This window comes from Nocardia speluncae NBRC 108251, assembly GCF_001613245.1.
Lineage (GTDB): Bacteria > Actinomycetota > Actinomycetes > Mycobacteriales > Mycobacteriaceae > Nocardia > Nocardia speluncae.
Genome location: NZ_BDBZ01000019.1, coordinates 93675 through 114187, shown reverse-complemented (window position 1 = coordinate 114187; position 20513 = coordinate 93675). Strand labels below are relative to the sequence as shown.

Below are 20513 nucleotides of genomic sequence, written 5' to 3'. Positions count from 1 at the left end.
CGGGGGTGGCAGAACCGGGAATGGAGTTCCCGCCGGGCTGCTGAAATAAAACTCGAACCGACGCTCTGCCCGGGCCGCGCGCATTGTTCGATCGGCCCTCTCCGCCCGACTAGTGAGGTGACGTGTTGTGAAAATGCCGGTACCAGAACGTCTGTGGGATCTGATAGGTACCCAGCTCGGACGCCCCGACGGTCTGATCGGGCGCCTGGTCGGCCGGATCCTCAACCGCGGTAACCGTGCGACCGTGGGCGCTGCCGTCGCGGCAGCCGACCCGGCCCCGGGAGCCACCGCTGTCGATATCGGCTTCGGTGGCGGAGTCGGGCTCGGGCTACTGCTGGACCGAGTCGGGGACACCGGCACAGTGCACGGCGTAGAAGTTGCACCGACGATGATCGAGCAGGCTCGGCGCCGCTACCGTGACGACCTGGGCACCGGCCGGCTGACCCTGCACACTGCCGCCATGCACGATCTCCCGCTCTCCACTGCCACGGTGGACGCAGTGGTCAGCACCAACACCGTGTACTTCATCGAGGACCTCACGACAGCATTCACCGAGGTCGCCCGTGTCCTGCGCCCCACGGGGCGCTTGGCGCTCGGTGTCGGCGACCCGACGGCGATGGCGCGGATGCCCTTCACCGAAAACCGGTTCCGGCTTCGCCCGATCGACGAAATCACCGGCCACCTCGAAACGGCAGGTTTGACCGTCGTCCGTGAGGAGCGGCTCACCGACGAGGGCGCAGTCGAATTCCACCTCTTGATCTGCGAAAAGAAGTAGACCCCATGCGACTTCCGCGGCCTTCCGACAAGCCGCGGGGACCAGCTGTTGCCGGTCGTATGTACGGACACATTCCGCCATGCGATCCACCGGCAACCGCGAGGAGTATCGATGACACAAGCAGCAAACCGCATCATCGGCCATCCGGCGACCCGGGCAGTCTTGCGATGCGTCGCCGGATGCGTCCTCTCCGCTGCCCGACAGGCGATACGGAACAACCGCGAACACGCCGACCGCGCCGGTCGCAGACGGTGAGGGACCCACCGTTTCGCTCTACTCACGGAAAGTACGGCGACGGCGGCCTGTCGCGGCACACCGGTTACGACGCCAACCTCACCCGTATGGTCCTCGAAAGCTGGGCCACCGCCTGTCGGAGCTGTGCTGAAGAATGCGGGCACCACAGCGACGCACACGCCCACTGCCGTATCTGCGCGGCGGTATCCCGCCGGTGTGAATCCGCGTGCCGGGATCTGGTGTCCGCACTCGCCTGAATCCCACTGCCCAGCCGCTGGACTCGCCGTTTCCCATCGATGGTCAGGTCTGTTCGGCTGCCGGTATCCGGTCGTCGGTAGAGGCGGATACTGCGGTGGAGCGCGGAGTTCGCAGTAGGGCGGCGATGAGGACAGCACCGAGGGTGAGGATGACGGCAGCGATCGTGAGTGCGAAGGAAAAACCTTGTGACCGAGTGGAACCGGCAGCGGCGCCACTGTGACGTTCGGCCACGGCGACCAGTACCGCCACGCCGATAGCGCCACCGATCTGCTGAACGGAGCTGAACAGAGCCGAGCCGAGGCCGGCGTTCTCCGTGGTGGTGCCGGTGACCGCCGCAGCCGTCAGGACCGGCAGGCTCAACCCACATCCCAGACTGGTGACGAGCATGCCCGGCAGCACGCCCGTAGCGTATGCATCGCCGGCCGCCACACTGGACAAGATCAGCAGCCCGGCTGAACTGATCAGGAACGACAGGACCAGCGCCCACCGCATCCCGAGCCTCGTGATGAGGTAGGTGGAAAGGCGCATTCCCACGAGAATTCCAGCGCCATAGGGCAGATAGGCCAGCCCGGCCTGCAACGGACCGTATCCGAGGACGGTCTGCAAGTGGATCATCAACAGGAAGGCCATGGCGAAAAAGGCCACTGAAAACAGCAACGTCGCCGCGTTGGCGACCGAACGCGTCCGGTCGGCGAGAAACGCCATCGGCACCAATGGCTCGGCCGCCCTGGATTCGACCGTGAGGAATGCGACGGCCAAGAGTACTGCCAGCAGTAGTGCTGCGATGACGGCGAGGTCTGTCCAGTTCGTTTCCCCGGCTCGGAGCAGGCCGTAGACCAGGGATACCACGGCGCCGGTGCCCAGGACGGTGCCGGGTATGTCCAGCCGTGCCCGGGAGCGTGCCCGGCTTTCCGGTATCAGGCGGGGCATCAGTACGAGGGCGGCCGCCGCCACCGGCAGGTTGATGAGAAAGATCCAGCGCCAGGATGTGAGGTCGGTCAGCACGCCGGATATCACCAGGCCGGTAGTGCCGCCCAGAGCTGCGATTCCTCCCCAGATGGCCAGTGCCCTGGTGCGCTCTGCTGGGCCCGGGAACAACAGGGTGATCAACGACAGTGCGGCGGGACTTGCCATGGCCGCGCCGGCGCCCTGAACGAACCGTCCGAGCACGAGTTGCCACGGTTCCTGGGCGAGTCCGCATGCCAGGCTTGCCACGCCGAACAGCGCCACCCCCAGGAGGAAGACGCGGCGGCGGCCCAGCAGGTCGGCTGCTCGCCCGGCCAGCAACAACAGTCCGCCGAATGTGAGGAAGTAGGCGTTGACCACCCAGGCCAGCCCTGCGCCGCTGAAGCCCAGCTCGTCGCGGAGGCTGGGGAGGGCAACGCTGACCACATTGTCGTCGAGGACCAGCATGAACTGCACGAAGCACAGAACCACCAGCGCGCCCCGGCGCCGGCCAGGGGCTACGGAAGCGACCGCCGGTGTCACGGCATGCGTTCCGGCGTCGAGGGCGTACGCCAACCATGGTGAGTCGCAAAATTTTTCAGCACTCGACGACGCTATGCGCCAATTGAACCTGGCCACAATACGCGATGAGGCCGGATGATATCGCATTGAGGACATAGGCTGGTGCCATGCTCAACTCCGCCGACTCGTTCATCCCGTCCGGCGCGGGAGTGATCATCGTCGGCCAGTTCCCGCTGACGTCGGGGGAGTGGATCCCCGCTCACAGCCACACACACCACCAGCTGGCATGGACGCGTCGCGGGGTCCTCAGCGTCGCTGTTGCCGATGCCCATTGGGTACTGCCGCCCACCCGGGCCTTGTGGATACCGGCCGGGGTGATGCACCGGACCGGCGCCACCCGCGAGGCGGTGTTGTGCAGCCTCTACCTCGATCCAGCACGCTGCTCCCTGGACTGGACCGAGCCCACCGCGGTCGGCGTCGACGCGCTGCTGGCCCAGCTGATCACCTATCTCGCCCGCCGCGACCTCGCCGATGACCCACGGTTGCGCGCCGAAGCGGTCGTGTTAGATCTGCTGCACCCCGTTCCGGCCCTGCCGATAGACGTACCGCATCCCGTGGACGAACGGGTCCGCGCCGTGGCCGACGCCTTGCTCGCCGACCCTGCCGACCCGCGCAGCCTCGAAGCGCACGCGCACGCCATCGGAGTGAGTCGACGAACTCTCACCAGGATTTTCGTCCGCGACACCGGTATGAGTTTCGACCGGTGGCGCACCCATATGCGGCTGCGGGCTGCGCTGCCGCTGCTCGCCGAAGGTCGCACGGTGCCCCAGGCCGCGCATGCCGTGGGATACACGACTGCGAGCGCCTTCCTCGCGGCATTCCGGCGGACCGTGGGCACCTCACCCGGACGCTACCTCCACGCAGACGCCGGGCTCGACCCGTGACGCCATTCCGTCGGCCTGCAGCGACCGTGAGGCCCGAAAATGTGTGAGCGCATGTGCATGGACGTGCCGGATGCGGGTACATCCAAGGCCCCACTCGTAGGTGCTGATAGGAGGTGGGCCCGATGATGGAAATGTGCATGCAGATGATGAACATGGCGCGGAACTGGTGGAACGGAATGTTCCCTGGCATGCCCATGTCCATGATGTAGGCACAGGTCCGGTGATCGCCGAGCTGAACTATTCTCCGTCAGCTGAATCGCCGGCACGAAAGGAATCGACGCGCCGCTGTCCGCTTCGGCGTCGATGACAGCGGCGTGCGACAGGCTCCCCTGAACTCCGGTGAATACGCGCCTCCGCGCGACTGGGAACTCGGCTGTCCTACCGGGGGCTGGCCATGGTGGCTGTGCCCACTATTCCGAGGGGCCGCCACCAGTGGCGAAGAGGCACCTCAAGCAGCCAGTGCGGTCGGCCGCTCCGTTCGGGGCCATCGCGGGTGCTCGGCGTCGATGACGAACACATGTGTGTGCAGCCAGTGGCGGTCGTCCACGCGGACTGCGTCACCCAGCCGCACCGGATCGATGGTGCCGACCTCATGCAGGTGCGTCAGCTCCGCCGGGTCCTTACGTGGCCACATCCGCAGCGCCACCGCGATCCCGGCGACAGCGAGCACGGCCAGCACCGCCCAGGTAATGGTGAAACCGGCGGTCGTGCTCAACCAGCCGGTGAGCGGGTAGGTGAGCAGCCACGCCAGGTGCGACAGCGAGAACTGCGCGGCGAAGAGCGCCGGCCGATCCGCGGCCTGTGACGAGCGACGTAGCACCTGACCGGTCGGGGTCAGCACCGCCGCCGTGCCCACGCCGATGACCGCCCATACTGCGACTGCGGCGACCCAGCGCCACTCGCCTCCGCTCGCGGTCGACAATGCGATCGCCGACCCGAGTCCGGTGATCAGGGTGGCCGCACCGGCCATCATCACCGGCCGTGCATCGAGGCGTTCGAGGATCCGGGGTAACGCCGGCGCGACGAGCAGGGTGCCGAACCCGTTCGCGGCCAGGAGCATCGCCACGCCGGACTGGGTTCCCCCGAGAGTGTCGCGAACGTAGTTGACGGTGTTGACCATGATCATCGAACCTGCGGCCGCGACCACCAGGTTCAACCCGAGCAGACCCCGTAGCCGCGGCGTCGCGGCGAAAATCCGCATGCCCACCGTGATCCGCGCCATGAAACTGCTCTGGGCAGAGCCGGCGCCGGTATTCGGGATGCGGGTGGTGACCACCAGTGCCGCTGAGACCACGAACCCGATCGCGGTGCCCACGAACAGCCAGTGGAAACTGATCACCGCCAGCGCCGCCGCGGCCAGCATCGGACTCAGTAAGGTCTCCATCGTCGCGGCAAGCTGAGCGGCCGACAGCGCCTTGGTGTAATCCCGCTCATTCGGCAAGATATCCGGGATAACAGCCTGGTAGGTCGGGGTGAACGCGGCCGACGCCGTCTGCAGGACGGCGATGAGGAGATAGATCTGCCAGACCTGGTCGATGAAGGGCAATAGCAGTACAACCGCGGCCCGGACCACGTTCAGCGTGACCAGAAACAACCTGCGCGGGAACCGGTCGGCATAGGCGGCCACGATCGGCGCGACCGTCACATACACCAGCATTTTGATCGTCAACGCGGTACCGAGCACCGCGGCCGCGTCCGCGCCGGCGAGTTCATAAGCCAGCAGACCCAAGGCGACAGTGGTCAGACCCGTACCGAACAGGGCCGACACCTGGGCGATGAACAGCCGGAGGTAGTCGCGGTGGGAGAACAAGGAGGTAAACATCGAGTCGGCCCTTCTGTCCAGCTTCCTGCATGACTTAATATCTACGTATGCATGCAGATAACGGGAAGGTTCGATCGCCTATTCCCGACCACGAACTGAATTCGACGGTCGACGTCTTCCGGATGCTCGCCGACGCCACCCGCGTCCAAGTGCTGTGGGCACTGGCCGATGCCGAGCTGTCGGTCAACGAACTCGCCGACTACGTCGGCAAACCCGCCGCCTCGGTCTCCCAGCATCTGGCCAAACTGCGTCTGGCTCACCTCGTGCGTACCCGCCGTGCCGGAACCACCGTCTACTACAGCCTGGAAAACGACCATGTCCGGCAGCTGATCACCGACGCCGTCCACAATGCCGAACATGCCGGCCCGGATGCGCCCGCTCATCATCGCCGGGGCGCCGAAGTCCCTTCGATCAGCCATCGCAACGAGGGCGAGAACGCCGGTTGAAGATTGCGATGGCCGCTGGCAATGGTTGTTCGGCATGGACGCGCAATGGCGAATGGGCCGGCGCCATTGTCGTCGGCCTGAGTCTGGGGCGAGGACCACGCAGAGCGGTCGAACCGCTGTACAGCCTCGCGAGATGGGTCGGCTCAACTGACGGTAGCGTGTCCGTGTGCTCACGTTTTTCTGATTTGTCCTTGTCACCGGCTCTCCACTGCCCCGGATGGGCGAGTGACACTGGTGGAGTTCCTGGACTTCGAATGCGAAGCATGCCGGGCTGCGTTTCCAGCTGTGGAGCAACTGCGCGAGGAATACCGCGGACGGGTGACTTTCGTAGTGCGGTACTTCCCGATTCCCTTACACTTCAACGCCGAACGCGCCGCCCGCGCCGTGGAAGCGGCCGCCGCCCAGGGCCGCTTCGAGCAGATGTGCCAGTGCACGTACGAAACCCAACCCACCTGGGGGCGGAACAGCGCATCCCTCTCGACGATGTCTTCCGGGGCTTCGCCGCCGACCTCGGCTTGGACCTGGCTGCCTACGACGCTGCTTACAACGACCCCGGCACCGCCGCCCGCGTACGTGCCGATTTCGATGACGGTCTGGCCCTCGGAGTCGACGGGACCCCGACTTTTTTCGTCAACGATCTGAGGATCGCCGTCAACAGCTACGAGGACCTGACCGCGGCACTCGACGATGCACTCGAATGACCCGGCGCGCTCGGCCAGGTAGGGAGTATCAGAAAGTAGATCACTGAACCAGCCCAGGGGTAGGGTGCGAGTCGCTCAGGTTCAGTGTCAGAAGCCGAGCATGATGCGCTTGCTTCTCGCTGCCGAGTCGAGCGGGAACAACCCCTTGTCGTCGAGTATTCGTTTGAAGCAGTCGATCGCATACCGGACCGCATCATTGGCATGTTCTGGCACGTCAGCCATCTTGAATTTGCTGCTCTCGCGGTCATGGCCCACGGCGCCATGTACCAGTTTGCTTCGATGGCTATACAGGTCTGAAAGCCTCTTGTGCAGTGCTTTCCGGGCTTCAATATTCTCGGGCTCAAGGAGTAGGGCCATCGATCCGGTGACCCGGAACGATGTTTCTGTTTCCGTTCCGAACATGGACTCCCACACGATCACGGCGTCGATGAACTTGTCCAACGGGTCGGGCCGGTCGGTAGTTGCTTTCAATAACCTGCGGCGCCCAACCTTGAGCGCGTCCGGGAGTCCGGCCATCTTCTTTGCCCATTCCGCGATCTCCACGGCCGTACCAGCGTCGATCTGGGGAGGTAGCTGGGTCTTGACTACTCCAGGTGATGGATTCGGTTGATGCGAATTCGACCCGCTTGATGTGAGCGGATGGTTCTGCCGAGTGAACCGCCATACTGGGCGAAACACCTCTTCATTTGGGGAAGCTAGCACTATCGCGAACCGAACGCGGCGGATCGTCTCCTGGAGATCCTCAGAAGCCTGAATTAACTCAGGCAGGAACTTCTTGCGTCGTTCGCTACTCGCGACGAACCGGGTGAGCTGCTCATGCCCATTGTGCACTGGAGGCGGCGACAGCCGGGCTTCGATAAATCGAACTGGTTGGTCAACCTCGAGGATGAGGTCGGGTTCCGCGGCAAACGAGTTCAGCCGGCGATCCAAGACGGTTGGGCGGCGGATCCGGCCACCGGCAATCTCGATTGGCCCAGCACCCCGAGGTAACGTCAGATCGCCCAGTGCGATCAACGTCTTCACGGGCACGGTCTCACCGGCAGCCAATCGGCGTGCGCGGCCGAGCCCATCGCGTACAGCCTCCGCTACTCGAATAAGGACCCGGGCATCGAGGTCTTCGTCGATGAGCAGGCTTGAAATGATGTGGGTGCCAATATCGCGCAGACTTAGACTGCCGCCGCCTCCAGTCGACCAGTCGACCTCTATTTGCTCGTTGTAGGTGACGCGGTCACGCCCTCGAAGGTCGGCCTCATCGGTCGCAGCGAAAGCATCTCGGAGAAGCTGAGTAAGAGGCTCCGACTCGTTGCGCAACCAGCGGCGCACCGTCGGCATTAGCGGGTGCTTATCAACCAGGCTCGGCGAGTGGTGGGTCTGTTCGGACCCGATGAGCCGCGCCGCAAAGCAGTCCATCGCAATTAGCTGGAGGCAGTCGTCCAACGAAGAATTGCCGCCGATAGCGGGCCGGATACCTCCGGAACGAAGATGAAAATCGGTCGCTGCAGATGTTCCCCGCGACTCGTCGTATCTGCAGAATGCGTCGATGCGCGAGGCTTCCCGCATGGTCTTCCATGGGTGCCTAGATCCCTTAATCGGCCTGGTGTGCCCCATCGCTGCCGTCCAGATATCCTCTGCCACAGCAGTCCTGGGTCCAGCGAGAACGGAGTCGTTCCACACGTCAGCCGGGTTGAGCGCGAGCATGAAAGCCACCAGGTCCACCCCGACTACATCGACCAGAACGCGCAGTTCAGGCCGCTGGGACTCGGACGCGTCTCTCTCGTCGTTCTGCGAATCTTCAGTCGTCACATCGCCCTATCGGTTCAGAGGTGGTCTCGTTACCAGGGATTTGAGGTACCAGCTGTACTGCCAGCTTGGGCCGAGGTGACACTGTCTTGCCGCAACAGTGGCTTCAGCTCCCCATCGGAACCAGGTGCCTGGGTGGAGGCCGGTGGTCGCATCGCGAATCTTCGATACTGTCTGTGTTGTGTTCGATATTGCCCATCGGGGCCCCGACTACCTCTTGCGGTGGCCGCGTGAACTGTTTGTATTGGAGGCGCAAGCAACCCTGGCTGCTATGCCTGCCCACGGGGGTAACAGTAAGAGGGCGGGGTGGACCGGTGAGGTGGGCCTGCTGCTGACCGAAGCCTTTGTCGCGGACACACCTCGGCACGACTTCGATAATCTCGTTGCCGGCGTTGCCTGGGCACGATCAGCGACTGATGACAACGATCCGTGGGGACCGTCGGCATCAAGCCGTCCGTCGGTGCCAGCGGACCCGGAGCGCGCCTTCCTTGAAGAGTTGATTGCGGCGGCGCCGAAGCTCGCTGAGCAGCACGCTCCGAAGCCCTATTACTCCCAGCGAACGGCCGCGGCCGCTACCGGGTACCAGGCCATTGAGCGAGACCTCTCTGCCGCACAGCAAGCCTGGCGAACTGCGCTAGTAGAGCTTCAGCAGCGTGGTTATCTGAGTTCAGTCGCGCCGGCACCATGCGTAGACGATGATTTCACTGGTGCGAGTCCCGACGAAGCTCTCGATGTCCTGATCGAGGACCGACTCGGTAGGAAGGCGATATGGAGTTCATCCCCGACGGTATTCGATGAACACACTTTCTTCGATCTCGTTGAGGTCTTCCATGATCTTGTCTCCAGGCCCCGCAGGCGTAGCTACCACCAATTCGACAACTGTGGCTGGCATTACTCAGCATTCACACCCCGACCTGCGCAGATACTCTACCGGTGGACAGTCAATCGACTGCTGGAACGCAACGGCATCAACTTGCGTCTCGCGAAGAGCGGCGAGGACACCGGCCGATTGGTGCACGCGGTCAACGACACTCGTGCAGATCTGATTGATGCCGCTCTGTCGACCCCTGATCCTGCCCGGAATGCCTCCGTTGCTCACGCAGTCGCACTGTTTCGGAGCCGCAGCTCCGGTACAGAAGAGAAGCGGAGTGCATGTATCGTCCTGGCGAGTCTGCTCGAAGAGCGGCGTGATCTGCTCAAGAAGGAGCTCTTCAGCGGTGACGAGGGGGCCCTTTTCCAGATCGCCAACAAGTTCGCGATCCGCCACCGGCGAGCCGATCAACACGGCGATTACGATCCCGCATATCTCGACTGGATCTTCTGGTGGTATCTCGCGACCGTCGAACTGACGGACAAACTGATCGCAGCTCAGTCGGCAGGGTTGGCTGACCCCAAGTTCACAGCTGGGCCATCTCCAGCGACACGCCAGCGTTTGCCCGGCGGAATCTTGGACAATGGGTAGCCAGGCTCGAATAGCAGCCAGCTCCCACTCAAGGGTTCGGTGCCACGCATATTCGGCATCGCAGTATTTGCAGAAGCCGGGTGTGCCGTCTTCTCGGGTCCGTTGTCGGAACCGGCTCAGGCGCCGTGACCAACGCAGAGTCCTATGGCCGGGGCCGGCTGGTGAACCCGCCCACCGTGAGACCGGACGGACACGGAATATTCACGCGGCTTCGGAATTTTCGACTCCGAGCTTGGCGGCGAGCGGGTGGGGTTCGCCTGTCATGGCGGAAAGGGCTTCGGCGACTTCGTGGAGGGATGCCCGGACGTAGGTCATGGTGGCGCCGACGTTGCCGTTCATGTCGGTATGGCCGGCGAAGGCACGGGCTATGGCGTAGCCGCGGTGGCGTTCGACCCAGGTGAGGGTGGTGTGGCGCAGCCAGTGGGCGGTGACCTGCTGGGTGGCGGCCCAGGGGAGGTGCTTGCCGATCCGGTTCCAGAGGTAGTCGTATCTGCGGCCGGTAATCGGTTGGCCGTTCTTGTACCGAAGGAGTCGTTCGGTTTTGCCGAGATCGCCGGCCCCGCGATCGCAGTGCCGGAGTAGGGCATTCATCAGGGTAGGGGAGACGGGCTGCCAGCGGTCCTGGCCTCCTTTCTCGTGGAGGTGGACCAGGCATTGTTCTGGGTCGAGGTCCATAGGCCTGAGTGCCAGGGCGCCGGCGCGGCGGCAGGCGGTTTCGATGTGGAGCCGCAGGATCAGTGTGTCGAGGTCCGGGTCGTTGCCGGTGGTGGCGGCGATCCGATTGATGTCCTTCAGAAGGTTGTCGGGGAGGGCGCGGCGGTTGCTGGGAAGACGTCGTGGTTTGGCGATCGGGGCGACCGGATCGGTGTCTGTGGTGATGAACCCGTCGGCGCGTGCTTGGCGGTAGAGGGCTCGGAGGGCGCCGACCATGTGTTCGGCGGCGGATCGACCTCCTCGGCTGTTCCGACGGACGACCGCTTGGCGCTGAGTCTGTTCGATGAGCTCGCGCACTTCCAGGGGTGACGGTGTGTTGATGCGACGGTCGCCCCACGCCTGGACGATCCGCCGCCAGTAAGGACCGTAGGCGCGCAGCGTGCCCGCTGGCACCGCGGCCTGTAGCTGCCGAATGTAGTCGTCGAAGGTTGGCGCCGGCTGGCCGCGACCGGGCGTCGAAGAGAGGAGATCCTCCGGCCGGAGACCGAGTCGCTGGAGTAGGAGCCGTGCGGCGTCGAGGTCTTCGGTAGTCACCGGGGCCTCCGAGGAGTGTCGGTCGCGGCTTCCCACAACGTTCGAGAGGCCAAGGTGGGCGGGTAGACGAGGATTACCCGCGGTTGTTCGGAGGCTGCGAGGACGAGCTGATCGTGGAGTTCGATCCGAGCGCCATGACGGAGCTCTGCTGGAAGGCGTAGATATCCGCGGCGATCGACTTGGTAGTTGCTGCCGGATGGGGAGTCTCTGACGATAATCAGGCCGTTCCGGCCGGTATCGAAGACGACGGGGTGCCCGGGTGGCCAGGAAAGGTGCCGGAGTGTCGAGCGGTCGGCTATACGTCCCCACTGATCCAGGGTGGATACCGACAGATGGATGTGCGGCCAGTCGCTGGGGTCTCTCGTTGTAATGACCGGGACGGGCAGCGGCTGGGCAGTTGACATGACGCCAGAGTGATCGGCGGTTCGGGGTGCGGTTCCAGCAACAGGTGTTCGACTGAGCATATTGGTTCCCTGGCGAAATCGGCGACAGTTCCACGTGGGTCACCTATTACTCCGCGCTGTCCGCCCCCGATTGGACATTCGCCTGCCGTAGATCCTGGCTCCGGCCTTCCGGCGATCGTGCGCGTGTTGGCTTGCCATGCGCTACTTCAGCCCACTCCATGGTGTGTTGCCCTGGCCCGGTAATACCTCGGGCCCCTCCGCGCGACTGTTAAACAGCGCGAACTGCCGGTGACGTAGCGGCGGAGGTTCCGCATCGCCCTATTCAGACTTGTGAGGCTCCGTATTTGGCCCCTGGCTGAGCCGCCGAGCCCGCCCGACGTCACATGTTGATGGCCATTGGCCACATGCTCGGTCGCCGACCGGTTGGTAGCGAAAAAGGCTCGGCGCGCTGGAAGCCGAACTGCTTGTAGTAAGTGATATTGGATTCGAGAGTGCAGACGAGGTACGCGTGGATGCCGGGGTTGGATGTCAGCTCGTCGGTGATCAATCGGGCGGCATAGCCCTGCCCGCGGAAATTCTGTGTGGTTCCGATGTTGGCCAGGTACCAGTGCTCGGGCTCGTGGGGGTGGTGCAGGTCGAGGGTGTGGCGGACTTTTGCCGCGGCCAGGGCGCGGGTCTGGAGGGCGGGTAGCAGGTCGGGCAAGGCGCGGACGGTGGTTAGCGTGCTGTGGTCCCAGCGTCCTGGCGGATCCCAGACGGCGACCGCCGCGATTTCCCCGTCGGTGTTGAGAGCGACACGAACACCTCCATTAGGAACGTGGAAGTGCCGGAGGGACGCGGCGAAGTATCGGGGTAGCGCACGGTGGCGTCGCTGTCGGTTCGGCCAGATGGCGGCCATGAGCGGGTCGTCGGCGAATGCTTCGGCGAGGACGGCGGCGGCCTCGGGGATGTCGACGTTCGTGGCGACACGGGTGGTGATCGGCACGTCGGGTCCTTCCGGTTGGCACACTGGGGTTATGGACTTGGGGCGGTGCCCGTTCACGGCGGGGATTCATGGGGTCGATGCTCTTCATGAGGATCTCAGGGCGCGTGAGCCGGGGGTGCATCAGGCGGAGCTACCGGAGGGTTCGCCGGTATGGGTGGTGACCGGGTGGCAGGCGGTGACCAGCTTATTGGCCGATCCGCGGATGTCGGCGTCGAAGTCCGACTCGACTACGGGCTTCCGGGGGCAGAACCTTCCGGCGGCGTTGGATCAGAATCTCCTCAATATCGATGGAGAGCAGCATCGGCGGGTGCGGAAACTGGCGGCGGAAGCCTTCGCGCCCGCCCATCACGCCTGGCATGAGCAAGTAGTGGCGGCCGCGGTCGCGGAGCTGGTCGATGCATTGCCGGCGACGGGGGAGATCGATGCGATGGGTGGATTGTGTGAGCCGCTGCCCCCGCGGGTGATCGGCACATTGCTGGGTCTGCCCAACGAACAGCTAGGCGAGTTCCGGTCTGCGGCGCGGCCGATGTTTCTGATCGACACCTCCAGCGAGGGCGAGGCAGTGCAGGGTGCGATGGTGTCGATGCTGACGTTGGTGGCGGGGGTGATCGAGGACAAGCGGCGGGAGCCGGGGAATGACCTGATCTCGGGTTGGCTCAGGGCGCGGGATGGGCAGGATCGGCTCAGTGAGGAGGAGCTGATCAGTCTTGCGTTCGCGGTGATCATCGGAGGATTCGAGAACGTCACTTCGCTGACCTCGGCGGTTCTGGACGAGATGGTCCGCAGTCACGGTGAGTCGGCTCGTCGGCTACTAGGTACGCCGCAGGAGTTCGCGGGCTTGGTGCGCGAAGTCATGGGTGCTGTGGCGCCGGTGAATTATGCGTTGCGGCGGTTCCCGCTGGCCGATATCGAGGTCAATGGGGTGACCATTCCGCGAGGACACACGGTCTTTCTCTCCTTGCGGTCGGCACACCTGGACCCTGCTCGCCGCCAGGGCCGCGACCTTGTGTTCGGGCATGGCCGGCATTTCTGTATCGGCGCGGCATTGGCCGAGATGCAGGCGGTGCAGGTTGCTCGCGCTGTGCTCGAGAAGTATCCGAGGCTCGAGGCGGTCAAGCCACGCGAGGAGTACCGGTTGCGGCCGTCGTGGCTCACCTACGCGTTTGCGGAACTTCCGCTGCGGGCGGTGTGGCCAGTGGACGCTGGACACCATTCCAGCAGGGTGTTTTATGATCGTTTAGAGGCTCGACCGCAGGTTGGCTACTACCTCGGGGACTGACGCGATGCCGAAACATGGATGGACGCTGGTCGAAACCCTGGAGCCGGACCGGCTCAGTGTGGTCGCGCGTGACCACCATGCCCGGGACCGGACCTCGTTCGAGCGAGCCGTGCAGGACCATATCGGTGCCGGGAAAGCCCCGGCACGCGAAGCGGCCGGCTGGCTGCAAGAGCTGATCGACGATCTTCGCCGACGCCGCGAGACCGCCGTCGCGCAGCGTGTTCTGCGTAACGGGACCGTAGTAAAGGCTCGGGTCGTGCCGGTCCTTGCGCCTGACGACACGCTGCACGGCGTGCATCTGTGGCTCGCGTCCGACGATGCGACGCCTGCGCATCCGCCGGTGCCCGCGTTTGCCTTCACCTGGGATTCGGATCAACGACTCGCGGAGATCCCTGCCTCGCTGACGGTTGGCACTTCGAGGTCGCGCCTGACTGCCCCGGAGATCTTCCGGTTCATCGATCCGGTGGACGGGCTCTCGCTGATCCAGGCCCTGTTGTCCTCGCAGCCGGGCGACAGCTGGAGTGGCGCGGTGACCGTGACACTCGGGGAACAAGCGAGACCGGGACACCTTGTCATGGTCGCCAGCGGGCCACCTCGTGCAACGCAGACCTGGCGGGGATTGCTCTTTCAAACCTCGGCGGCGCCGGCCGGGATGAGCCTAGAGGCTGCGGCACTTGCCGCGATTCCCCGTGTGTCGCAAGTGCATATGGTGCTGGTCGATATCGCCAAGATGCGGCTGCTCCGGTGGATCACCGATCCTCTGCCCGAGGTGCAGTGGAAAGGCCAGGTCGACCAACGCGATACCCCGCACCCCGACGATGTGAAACGTGTGTTCACCGCGGCCGCCGATGTCTTCACCGGCAAATCCGATTCGGCAGCCGTGCAGGGTGTTCGATTGCGGCGCCGAGGCGGCGGGTGGGTGGTGGTCGATGGAACCGGCGCGATCGTTACGACCCCGGCAGGTGGCCCGGCCCTGGCTGTGCTTCAAATGCGGGTGGTCGGATATTCCGACGAACCAGACCCGGTTGAGCCGACTGACAACGGTCATCCGGGACTGGATGACCCCGAATACCCGGATCCGCTGCCGACTTGATGGCCGCGACGAGCGCCTTCCCGCGACGAGGGCGTGTTGCTAGAATGGCGATATTCTGATTCCCGGTACCAGTCTCTGACGGACGCCGGATGACCGCTCGAGGTCGAATACCCGAGCGTGTTCTCATCCAGGCGATCGGGGAGGTACCGATGAACGACACGCCAACTGCAGTGCGTGAACAATGCGCATCCTGCGTACCCGCCAATGTGAAGGTCGACCAGTTGTTCGCCGCCTTTCACTTGCGTGACTGTGACGAAGAAACCGACGCCGCCGCTGCGACCGCTGTGGGACGCAAACTCGGCCGCACGGTTACAGATCGCGAGATCACGCAACTGCGCACCGGCAGGACCGGACAGAAGTCAGACCCGGAACTACTTGCTGCACTCTTCGAGCATTTCTGCCTGCCCGGCACCCATCTGACCAGCATGGCTGACGTCGAGGGGCGGGCCATCGATCGGACGCTGCGACTGCTGGTTTCGATCCGGGATGTCAGCCCTGCCGCATTTCGCCTATGAAGGCAGCGTATGCCCGGGCTGAAAAGCAGTGCGGGCATCGGTGTTCAGCGATTCGCCGTCTGGTTTCTTGTTCGATAGCGCCGTTCGAATGCTTGCTGTGTGGCGTTGTCGAGACCGTCGGCGCGGCCTATGAGCCAGCGTCGGTACTGCTTCTCAGTGGCGTCGGGATCGTCGGGGGACACCGGCGCGGCCAAGGCTTCACCGAACGCGATCTCGATGAGGGGATGGACCTGTGTGCCGCGGTTGGCTTCGAGGATGCTGGTGACGAACGGCCCGACGATGCCGCTGATCGCTTCGTCGAGCTGTTCGATTGCTTTCGGTAGCTCGGAGATCGGTGCTGTGTGCAGGGACCGTTGCGCCTCCAGCAGCGGGAGCAACTGTTCGAGGCTCAGGTCGATGCTCTGCGCCCCGGGTTCTAAAGGGTTGCCGGTGTCGGCCGGTACCGGCGGGCGCCGCTGGTAGTAGGCGGCGCGCGCCGAGCCGGGGACCCAGCCGAGCCCGGTGTCGAACTTCTGGAAAGTGCTGGGGCGCACGTTGGCCGATAACTCACCGCGTTCGGCGCGTGCCTGGGCTGGGACCGCGGGGCCACCGCGGTCGTGGACTTCGGACATCGTGAGGTTGCCCAGTTGCTGACGCCGCTCGCGCACAGCCTGGGCAAAGAAGTCGTCGTGCGCTCCCATGCGCAGAACTGTACCCGGATAGTGCATAAAAGTCGTCATTTTGGGCGCTATCTTCCTGAGCGGGAGGATTTCTTACAGTTTTCTTCTTGAAAATTGTTCTGAATCTTCTTACCGTGAGTGGTGTGTCTCACGCGACTGGGTCGGGAGCAGGTGGCCGCCTCGGTCGCATCCAAAAAGCCGGAGTCGAAGGAGAGTGCCGTGACGAGTTCTGTGAACAAGCGATCGGATGCGGGGATGATCGGCGCCGCAGTAGGGGCTGCAGCGCGGGCGGCTGGGGGCGGGCGGTGCGCAGCAGTCGGGATCTGGGTGGTCTGGATGCGCGGCAAGCGGGTGCTGAGTTGTGAGTCGGTCTCACGGCTCGACTACGCGGTGCCGGTGAATCGTCCAGATGGAGTGGGTACGACGGTGGTGGTTGCGGTGGCGCCGTCACGGTTGTCCGGGCCGGTGATCGGCCGGGCTCAGGTGATCGTCGACTATCTGGAGGGGCAGGGACTCGCCGCTCGTGCCGCACATGCGCGGGCTCTGCACCCAGGCGCACTGTGGACCGTGCTGCATGGCGCGGCGGTGGGCGGTGTCGTCGGCCCCGTACCACCGGTGATCGTGTCTTCGCGGCGGCATCGGTGGTTGCCAGGCTTCGGGACCTGCCACCATCCGAGGCTGCTCAGTGCCGCGCTCACCCCACTGGCAGCAGCCGTCGTGCTCGCCGTCCCGGTCGCGCACGCCGCCCCGGCCGGCCAACCCGGGGTGATCTCCGAACCAGGGCCTGGACAGGTGGGCGTCACCGCTCCCACGGCGCCGCACACACCAGACTTGTACGACCCTGCCGATCCTGGACCGGCCGGACCCGTTGAGCAAGAGGTTGTTCCGGCACCGGAACGCAATCCGGAACCGTTATCGCCTGCGCCGCAGGAGATAACCGAGACTCCAGTAGCGCCTGAACCGGCAGTGGTACCGGAACTTCCGGTGGTATCCGACACCTCCGAGGAGCCCCAGCCTCCAGTCGTGGTGCCCGATGCTGTGGTGTTCGAGTCGGAACCGCCCCCGCGCGACATGGTGAGCGAGCCTCAGCTGGTCTTCGAACCGGAACGCGACCCGGTTCAAGCGCCCTCAGCGGGCACGGCAGATCCCGAGCCGCAGCCTGTGCTCGATGGCAGTGATACCGGGGTCGTCGACGGATTGCCAGAAGGCGGTGAGGAACGGCTGTATTTCGGTGGGATCAGTGTGCCGCAGCCGGAATGGATGACGCCGCAGGCCGCCGAGTGGGAACAGGGCTGGAACGAGGTTGTAGTCGCCGAAGCCGTAGACGCCTTGGCACAGGGCGGGATTACCGACCCGGCCGTGGAGACGGTGCTCGGTGTCGATACCGAACCGGTGCCCATACCGGAAGCGGCAGCCCCAATAGTGGAAGCGATCCCCGAGCCTGTCGTGAACGACGTCGAGGCAGCGGTCGGTCAGCCCGTGGCAGATCTGGCCGCAGTTGTCGAGCCGTCGCTCGCGCAGGTGGTCAACGACGTGCTGCCGCACTGGCCGCCGACCCTCGGCTGACCGGTGGAGGTGCAGCGATCATGGCAACCTACGAACACCGTCGATCCGGCGATGACCGCCAGATTGTGCTCGACGCACCGGCCGCCACTGCGCTGGCTCAGTGGCTGGCCGAATCCTCCGAATCACCGAACCCGGAGGCCGAGGAGCGGTGGCCGAGGCCCCAGCGCCGTGCCCACGCGCCCGTCACGATCCGGGCGGTCTCGGGTGGCGCGCTGGTGGCGGCGCTGACCGCCACGGCGATGGCATTGACCACGGCCCTTGCCGGAACCGACCATGCCGACTCTGCGGTGGACCCGCCGATGAGCATCACCGCGGCACCTCCGCCCTGGCCGGGAGATGGTCGCGACCGGTCACCCACAGTCACCGGGAGCAGCGCTGCCGCGTGCGGTCCGGGCACGCTCGAAGCCGCGACCGTCGTCTCAGGTCCGCGTCCGCGGCGGGCGGCGACCGGCGCACAGGCTATCGCGGTGTTCGAGGCCGCCTACTATCACGCCCGCGATGGGCTCATGGCCCGAGACGTCGTCGCGACCGAGGCCGCGGTCTCCGATGCCGCCACCATCCAGGCCGGGATCGACTCGGCGCCACCGGTGACGGCCTATTGCACCCGTATCGAACCGTTGACCCCGGGCCTATACGCGGTGCAGATCACCGAAACTCGACCGGATACCCCGCCGCGGGTGTGGCGGCAACGGATCTCCACTGCCCACCACGACGGGCATTCGGTGATCACCGCCATCGCGTCCGAATAGCCCGCACTCTTCGTTCCACTACCCATAGGGCAACTGTTGCTCGGGATGGTTCCCGACCCATTTCACAGTAAGGAGGCGGTGACGGTGCTGATCGCTCTCACCGGACTCACATCGCGTACGGGGGTGACCACCACTGCGGTTGCCCTCGCAGATGCCTGGCCCGGACCGCAAACCGCGGTAGTGGTGGAGGCCGATCCCGCCGGCGGCAGTCTCGCCCACCTCGCCGGCGGCGACCCGCATCGTGGCTTGGTAAGCCTCGCCGAGGCCGCCACTGCATCGCGGGGCTCCCGGATCACCGGGCGACTGTGGGACCACGTTCAACTTCTGGGGCGGGTACCGTTCCTCGCCGCACCCGACGACCCTGTCGCGGCGGCGGCCATACTGGCAGCCCCGGCCCCTGCGATACCCCCGCCGACGGGGCGTGGGCTTGCCGATCTTGTGGTGATCGCCGACTGCGGCGCCCTCGATCCGACCTCACCCTCGGCACCGATTATCGCCGGCGCGGACGCGGTCCTCGCGGTTGTCCGAGGTGACCTCGCCGACCCAGCGTCCGCCGGCCAGCGGATCCGCGGCACCAGATGCCGGCGGGGTGCGGTCCTGCTGATCGGTTCACCGGACACCGACGGGTTCACCGACGCCCTCGGCATTCCGGTGCTCGGCCAGCTCCCGCTGGACCGCCGAGGTGCTTCGTCGGTCCTCGCCGGTGACCCGCCGGGCTGGCAGGAGCGTAACAGTCTTACCGCAGCCGCTACAGGAGTCGCTGCCGCGCTCGACACGCGACTGCGCCCGATACCGTCGACCTCCACAGCTACCTCAGCGTTGAGGCGGTGGCGGGGGTTCCCGGCACGATTCGGACGTCGCGTGCCGGGGCCCAGATCGGGTGGTCCGCGGGTATATCCGCTGCACCTGCCACTCAACGACTATCACCGGGCCGAAGAATCACCCCGGTCGGCGTCGCGTCCCGAACACGACTACGGGTTGGAGGTCGCCGCTACCCGACCGCCGCCGGCCGAGCCCGCGACCCTGTCAGCTCAGAGCAAGATCAGCGAGGCCATGGTCGAGGCCCCATCGACCAACGAACCCGGCATGGCGGCACCGCCGGTGACGGTCGAGGTATTCGGGCCTCTACGGGTGCGCTGGCACACCGAGACCGGCGCGGTCGATATCACCGCACGCCTGACACCCCGCGGACGCGAACTGCTGGCCCTACTGGCACTGCACCCCGAAGGTCTGACCCGGGAGGCCCTGGTCGCCGACCTGTGGGGCGAGCAGTCCCCCCGCCGACCGGCCAACGTCGTCAACACCGCCCTCGCCAGGCTCACAGCCGCGCTCGGCGCCGCCACCGAGGGCTCAGTGTCGCGGGCCGTGATCGGCGACCCGCTGCGCTACCAGCTCGACCCGACGGTCATCGCCACCGACTACTGGCGCTTCGCCGATGCTGTGCGACAGCGCCGCCACGCAGGCACCGACACCGACCGCCACACCGCCTGCCGCCACATTGTTGACACCGCATCCCGCGGAGTCCTTGCGACCGATCTGACCGCGGCGTGGGTGGCCCCTGTTCGGGAGGCGGCCCGCCGCGACACCATCACCGCTGTCGGGTTCCTGGCCGCCGCTGCCGTCGACCACGATCCACGCCACGCGCTGCACCTGCTCGAAACCGCACTGGAACACGACCCGCTCAACGAGCTGCTGTGGCGCGACATCCTGCGCCTGCACGCCCGCCTCGGCGAACACAGCGCCATCGAAGGCACCATGAATCTATTAGCGCAGAAACTCTCTGAAATCGGAGAACAACCAACACAGCAAACCCGGCAGCTCGCCGAAAACCTCCGGCGCAAAGCTCCACACTGAACCGATGAACATCTTCATACGCACGCCAATGCTTTCCGTATCCAGAACAGTGCGCCATCCCTCCGCGGCGAGTCTTTCCTCTCATCGTCCGAGCTCGAACGCAACCCTGGAGGAGTTACTGGAGTCGAGAGCTCATCGCGCCGGAGACGAGTGGTGAGATCCAATATTAATCATTCGACGCAGACTGGTCCCGTTGGAAATTTTCGAGGGATTGAAAACGTGGCGATGCAAATCTACCATTTCCTGTAGCGC

General features: G+C 65.1%; 16 protein-coding genes and 2 pseudogenes. 12 read left to right on the top strand and 6 right to left on the bottom strand.

Annotated features, from left to right (window positions below; genetic code table 11):
- The first annotated feature begins 133 nt into the window (after positions 1-133).
- Positions 134-775 carry a class I SAM-dependent methyltransferase gene (locus NS6_RS18720; protein ID WP_040793590.1) on the top strand — a complete coding sequence of 214 codons (642 nt, stop codon included), beginning with the start codon at positions 134-136 and terminating at the stop codon, positions 773-775.
- A gap of 302 nt (positions 776-1077) precedes the next feature.
- A pseudogene (locus NS6_RS35920) lies at positions 1078-1266 on the top strand (four-helix bundle copper-binding protein); the annotation flags it as partial.
- 43 nt (positions 1267-1309) lie between these two features.
- On the opposite strand, the gene NS6_RS18715 reads toward NS6_RS35920, so the two are convergent.
- On the bottom strand, positions 1310-2788 hold the full coding sequence (locus NS6_RS18715; protein ID WP_210747034.1) for an MFS transporter: 1479 nt from the start codon (positions 2786-2788) through the stop codon (positions 1310-1312).
- A 113-nt stretch (positions 2789-2901) separates the two neighbouring features.
- Here NS6_RS18715 and NS6_RS18710 point away from each other — a divergent pair, with 113 nt between their 5' ends.
- A complete protein-coding gene (locus NS6_RS18710; protein ID WP_040793550.1) occupies positions 2902-3678 on the top strand; it encodes an AraC family transcriptional regulator in 777 nt (258 codons plus the stop codon).
- A gap of 448 nt (positions 3679-4126) precedes the next feature.
- Here NS6_RS18710 and NS6_RS18705 read toward each other — a convergent pair whose 3' ends face one another.
- Positions 4127-5500: an MFS transporter gene (locus tag NS6_RS18705; protein ID WP_040793547.1), complete on the bottom strand. Its 1374-nt coding sequence runs from the start codon at positions 5498-5500 to the stop codon at positions 4127-4129.
- A 47-nt stretch (positions 5501-5547) separates the two neighbouring features.
- Between NS6_RS18705 and NS6_RS18700 the strand changes: the two genes are divergently transcribed.
- Together NS6_RS18700 and NS6_RS18695 are read left to right on the top strand one after the other, a co-directional pair.
- The gene (locus tag NS6_RS18700) at positions 5548-5946 is read left to right on the top strand and encodes an ArsR/SmtB family transcription factor (protein ID WP_083874787.1); all 399 of its coding nucleotides are present in this window, start codon (positions 5548-5550) and stop codon (positions 5944-5946) included.
- Between the two features lie 195 nt (positions 5947-6141).
- Positions 6142-6647 (top strand): annotated as a pseudogene (locus NS6_RS18695) (DsbA family protein); the annotation flags it as partial.
- Between the two features lie 87 nt (positions 6648-6734).
- Here NS6_RS18695 and NS6_RS18690 read toward each other — a convergent pair.
- Positions 6735-8207 carry a HEPN domain-containing protein gene (locus NS6_RS18690; RefSeq protein ID WP_157112831.1) on the bottom strand — a complete coding sequence of 491 codons (1473 nt, stop codon included), beginning with the start codon at positions 8205-8207 and terminating at the stop codon, positions 6735-6737.
- 421 nt (positions 8208-8628) lie between these two features.
- Between NS6_RS18690 and NS6_RS34835 the strand changes: the two genes are divergently transcribed.
- Positions 8629-9909 (top strand): hypothetical protein, encoded by a 1281-nt coding sequence (locus tag NS6_RS34835; protein ID WP_051133674.1) that lies wholly within the window; start codon positions 8629-8631, stop codon positions 9907-9909.
- Between the two features lie 201 nt (positions 9910-10110).
- On the opposite strand, the gene NS6_RS18680 is transcribed toward NS6_RS34835, so the two are convergent.
- Both NS6_RS18680 and NS6_RS18675 read right to left on the bottom strand, forming a co-directional pair.
- Entirely contained in the window at positions 10111-11157 is a 1047-nt protein-coding gene (locus tag NS6_RS18680; protein WP_040793544.1) for a site-specific integrase, read from the bottom strand.
- Between the two features lie 783 nt (positions 11158-11940).
- Positions 11941-12546, bottom strand: a complete 606-nt coding sequence (locus NS6_RS18675; RefSeq protein WP_245551287.1) for a GNAT family N-acetyltransferase — start codon at positions 12544-12546, stop codon at positions 11941-11943.
- A gap of 157 nt (positions 12547-12703) precedes the next feature.
- Between NS6_RS18675 and NS6_RS18670 the strand changes: the two genes are divergently transcribed.
- From NS6_RS18670 to NS6_RS18660, 3 genes are all read left to right on the top strand, one after another.
- Complete coding sequence (locus NS6_RS18670) at positions 12704-13825, top strand: cytochrome P450 family protein (protein ID WP_157112830.1); 1122 nt, start codon at positions 12704-12706, stop codon at positions 13823-13825.
- A gap of 4 nt (positions 13826-13829) precedes the next feature.
- Positions 13830-14918 carry a GAF domain-containing protein gene (locus tag NS6_RS18665; RefSeq protein ID WP_068043545.1) on the top strand — a complete coding sequence of 363 codons (1089 nt, stop codon included), beginning with the start codon at positions 13830-13832 and terminating at the stop codon, positions 14916-14918.
- Positions 14919-15067: 149 nt separating this feature from the next.
- Positions 15068-15433, top strand: coding sequence for a hypothetical protein (locus NS6_RS18660; protein WP_157112829.1), 366 nt, complete (start codon positions 15068-15070; stop codon positions 15431-15433).
- Positions 15434-15477: 44 nt separating this feature from the next.
- On the opposite strand, the gene NS6_RS18655 is transcribed toward NS6_RS18660, so the two are convergent.
- Positions 15478-16113: a hypothetical protein gene (locus NS6_RS18655; RefSeq protein ID WP_068043541.1), complete on the bottom strand. Its 636-nt coding sequence runs from the start codon at positions 16111-16113 to the stop codon at positions 15478-15480.
- A 198-nt stretch (positions 16114-16311) separates the two neighbouring features.
- Here NS6_RS18655 and NS6_RS18650 point away from each other — a divergent pair, with 198 nt between their 5' ends.
- The 3 genes from NS6_RS18650 (at position 16312) to NS6_RS18640 (ending at position 20261) form a co-directional block, all read left to right on the top strand.
- Positions 16312-17658, top strand: a complete 1347-nt coding sequence (locus NS6_RS18650) for a hypothetical protein (RefSeq protein ID WP_157112828.1) — start codon at positions 16312-16314, stop codon at positions 17656-17658.
- 20 nt (positions 17659-17678) lie between these two features.
- Complete coding sequence (locus NS6_RS18645) at positions 17679-18407, top strand: DUF8176 domain-containing protein (RefSeq protein ID WP_068043537.1); 729 nt, start codon at positions 17679-17681, stop codon at positions 18405-18407.
- Between the two features lie 78 nt (positions 18408-18485).
- Positions 18486-20261: an AfsR/SARP family transcriptional regulator gene (locus NS6_RS18640; RefSeq protein ID WP_168443468.1), complete on the top strand. Its 1776-nt coding sequence runs from the start codon at positions 18486-18488 to the stop codon at positions 20259-20261.
- Positions 20262-20513 lie beyond the last annotated feature (252 nt).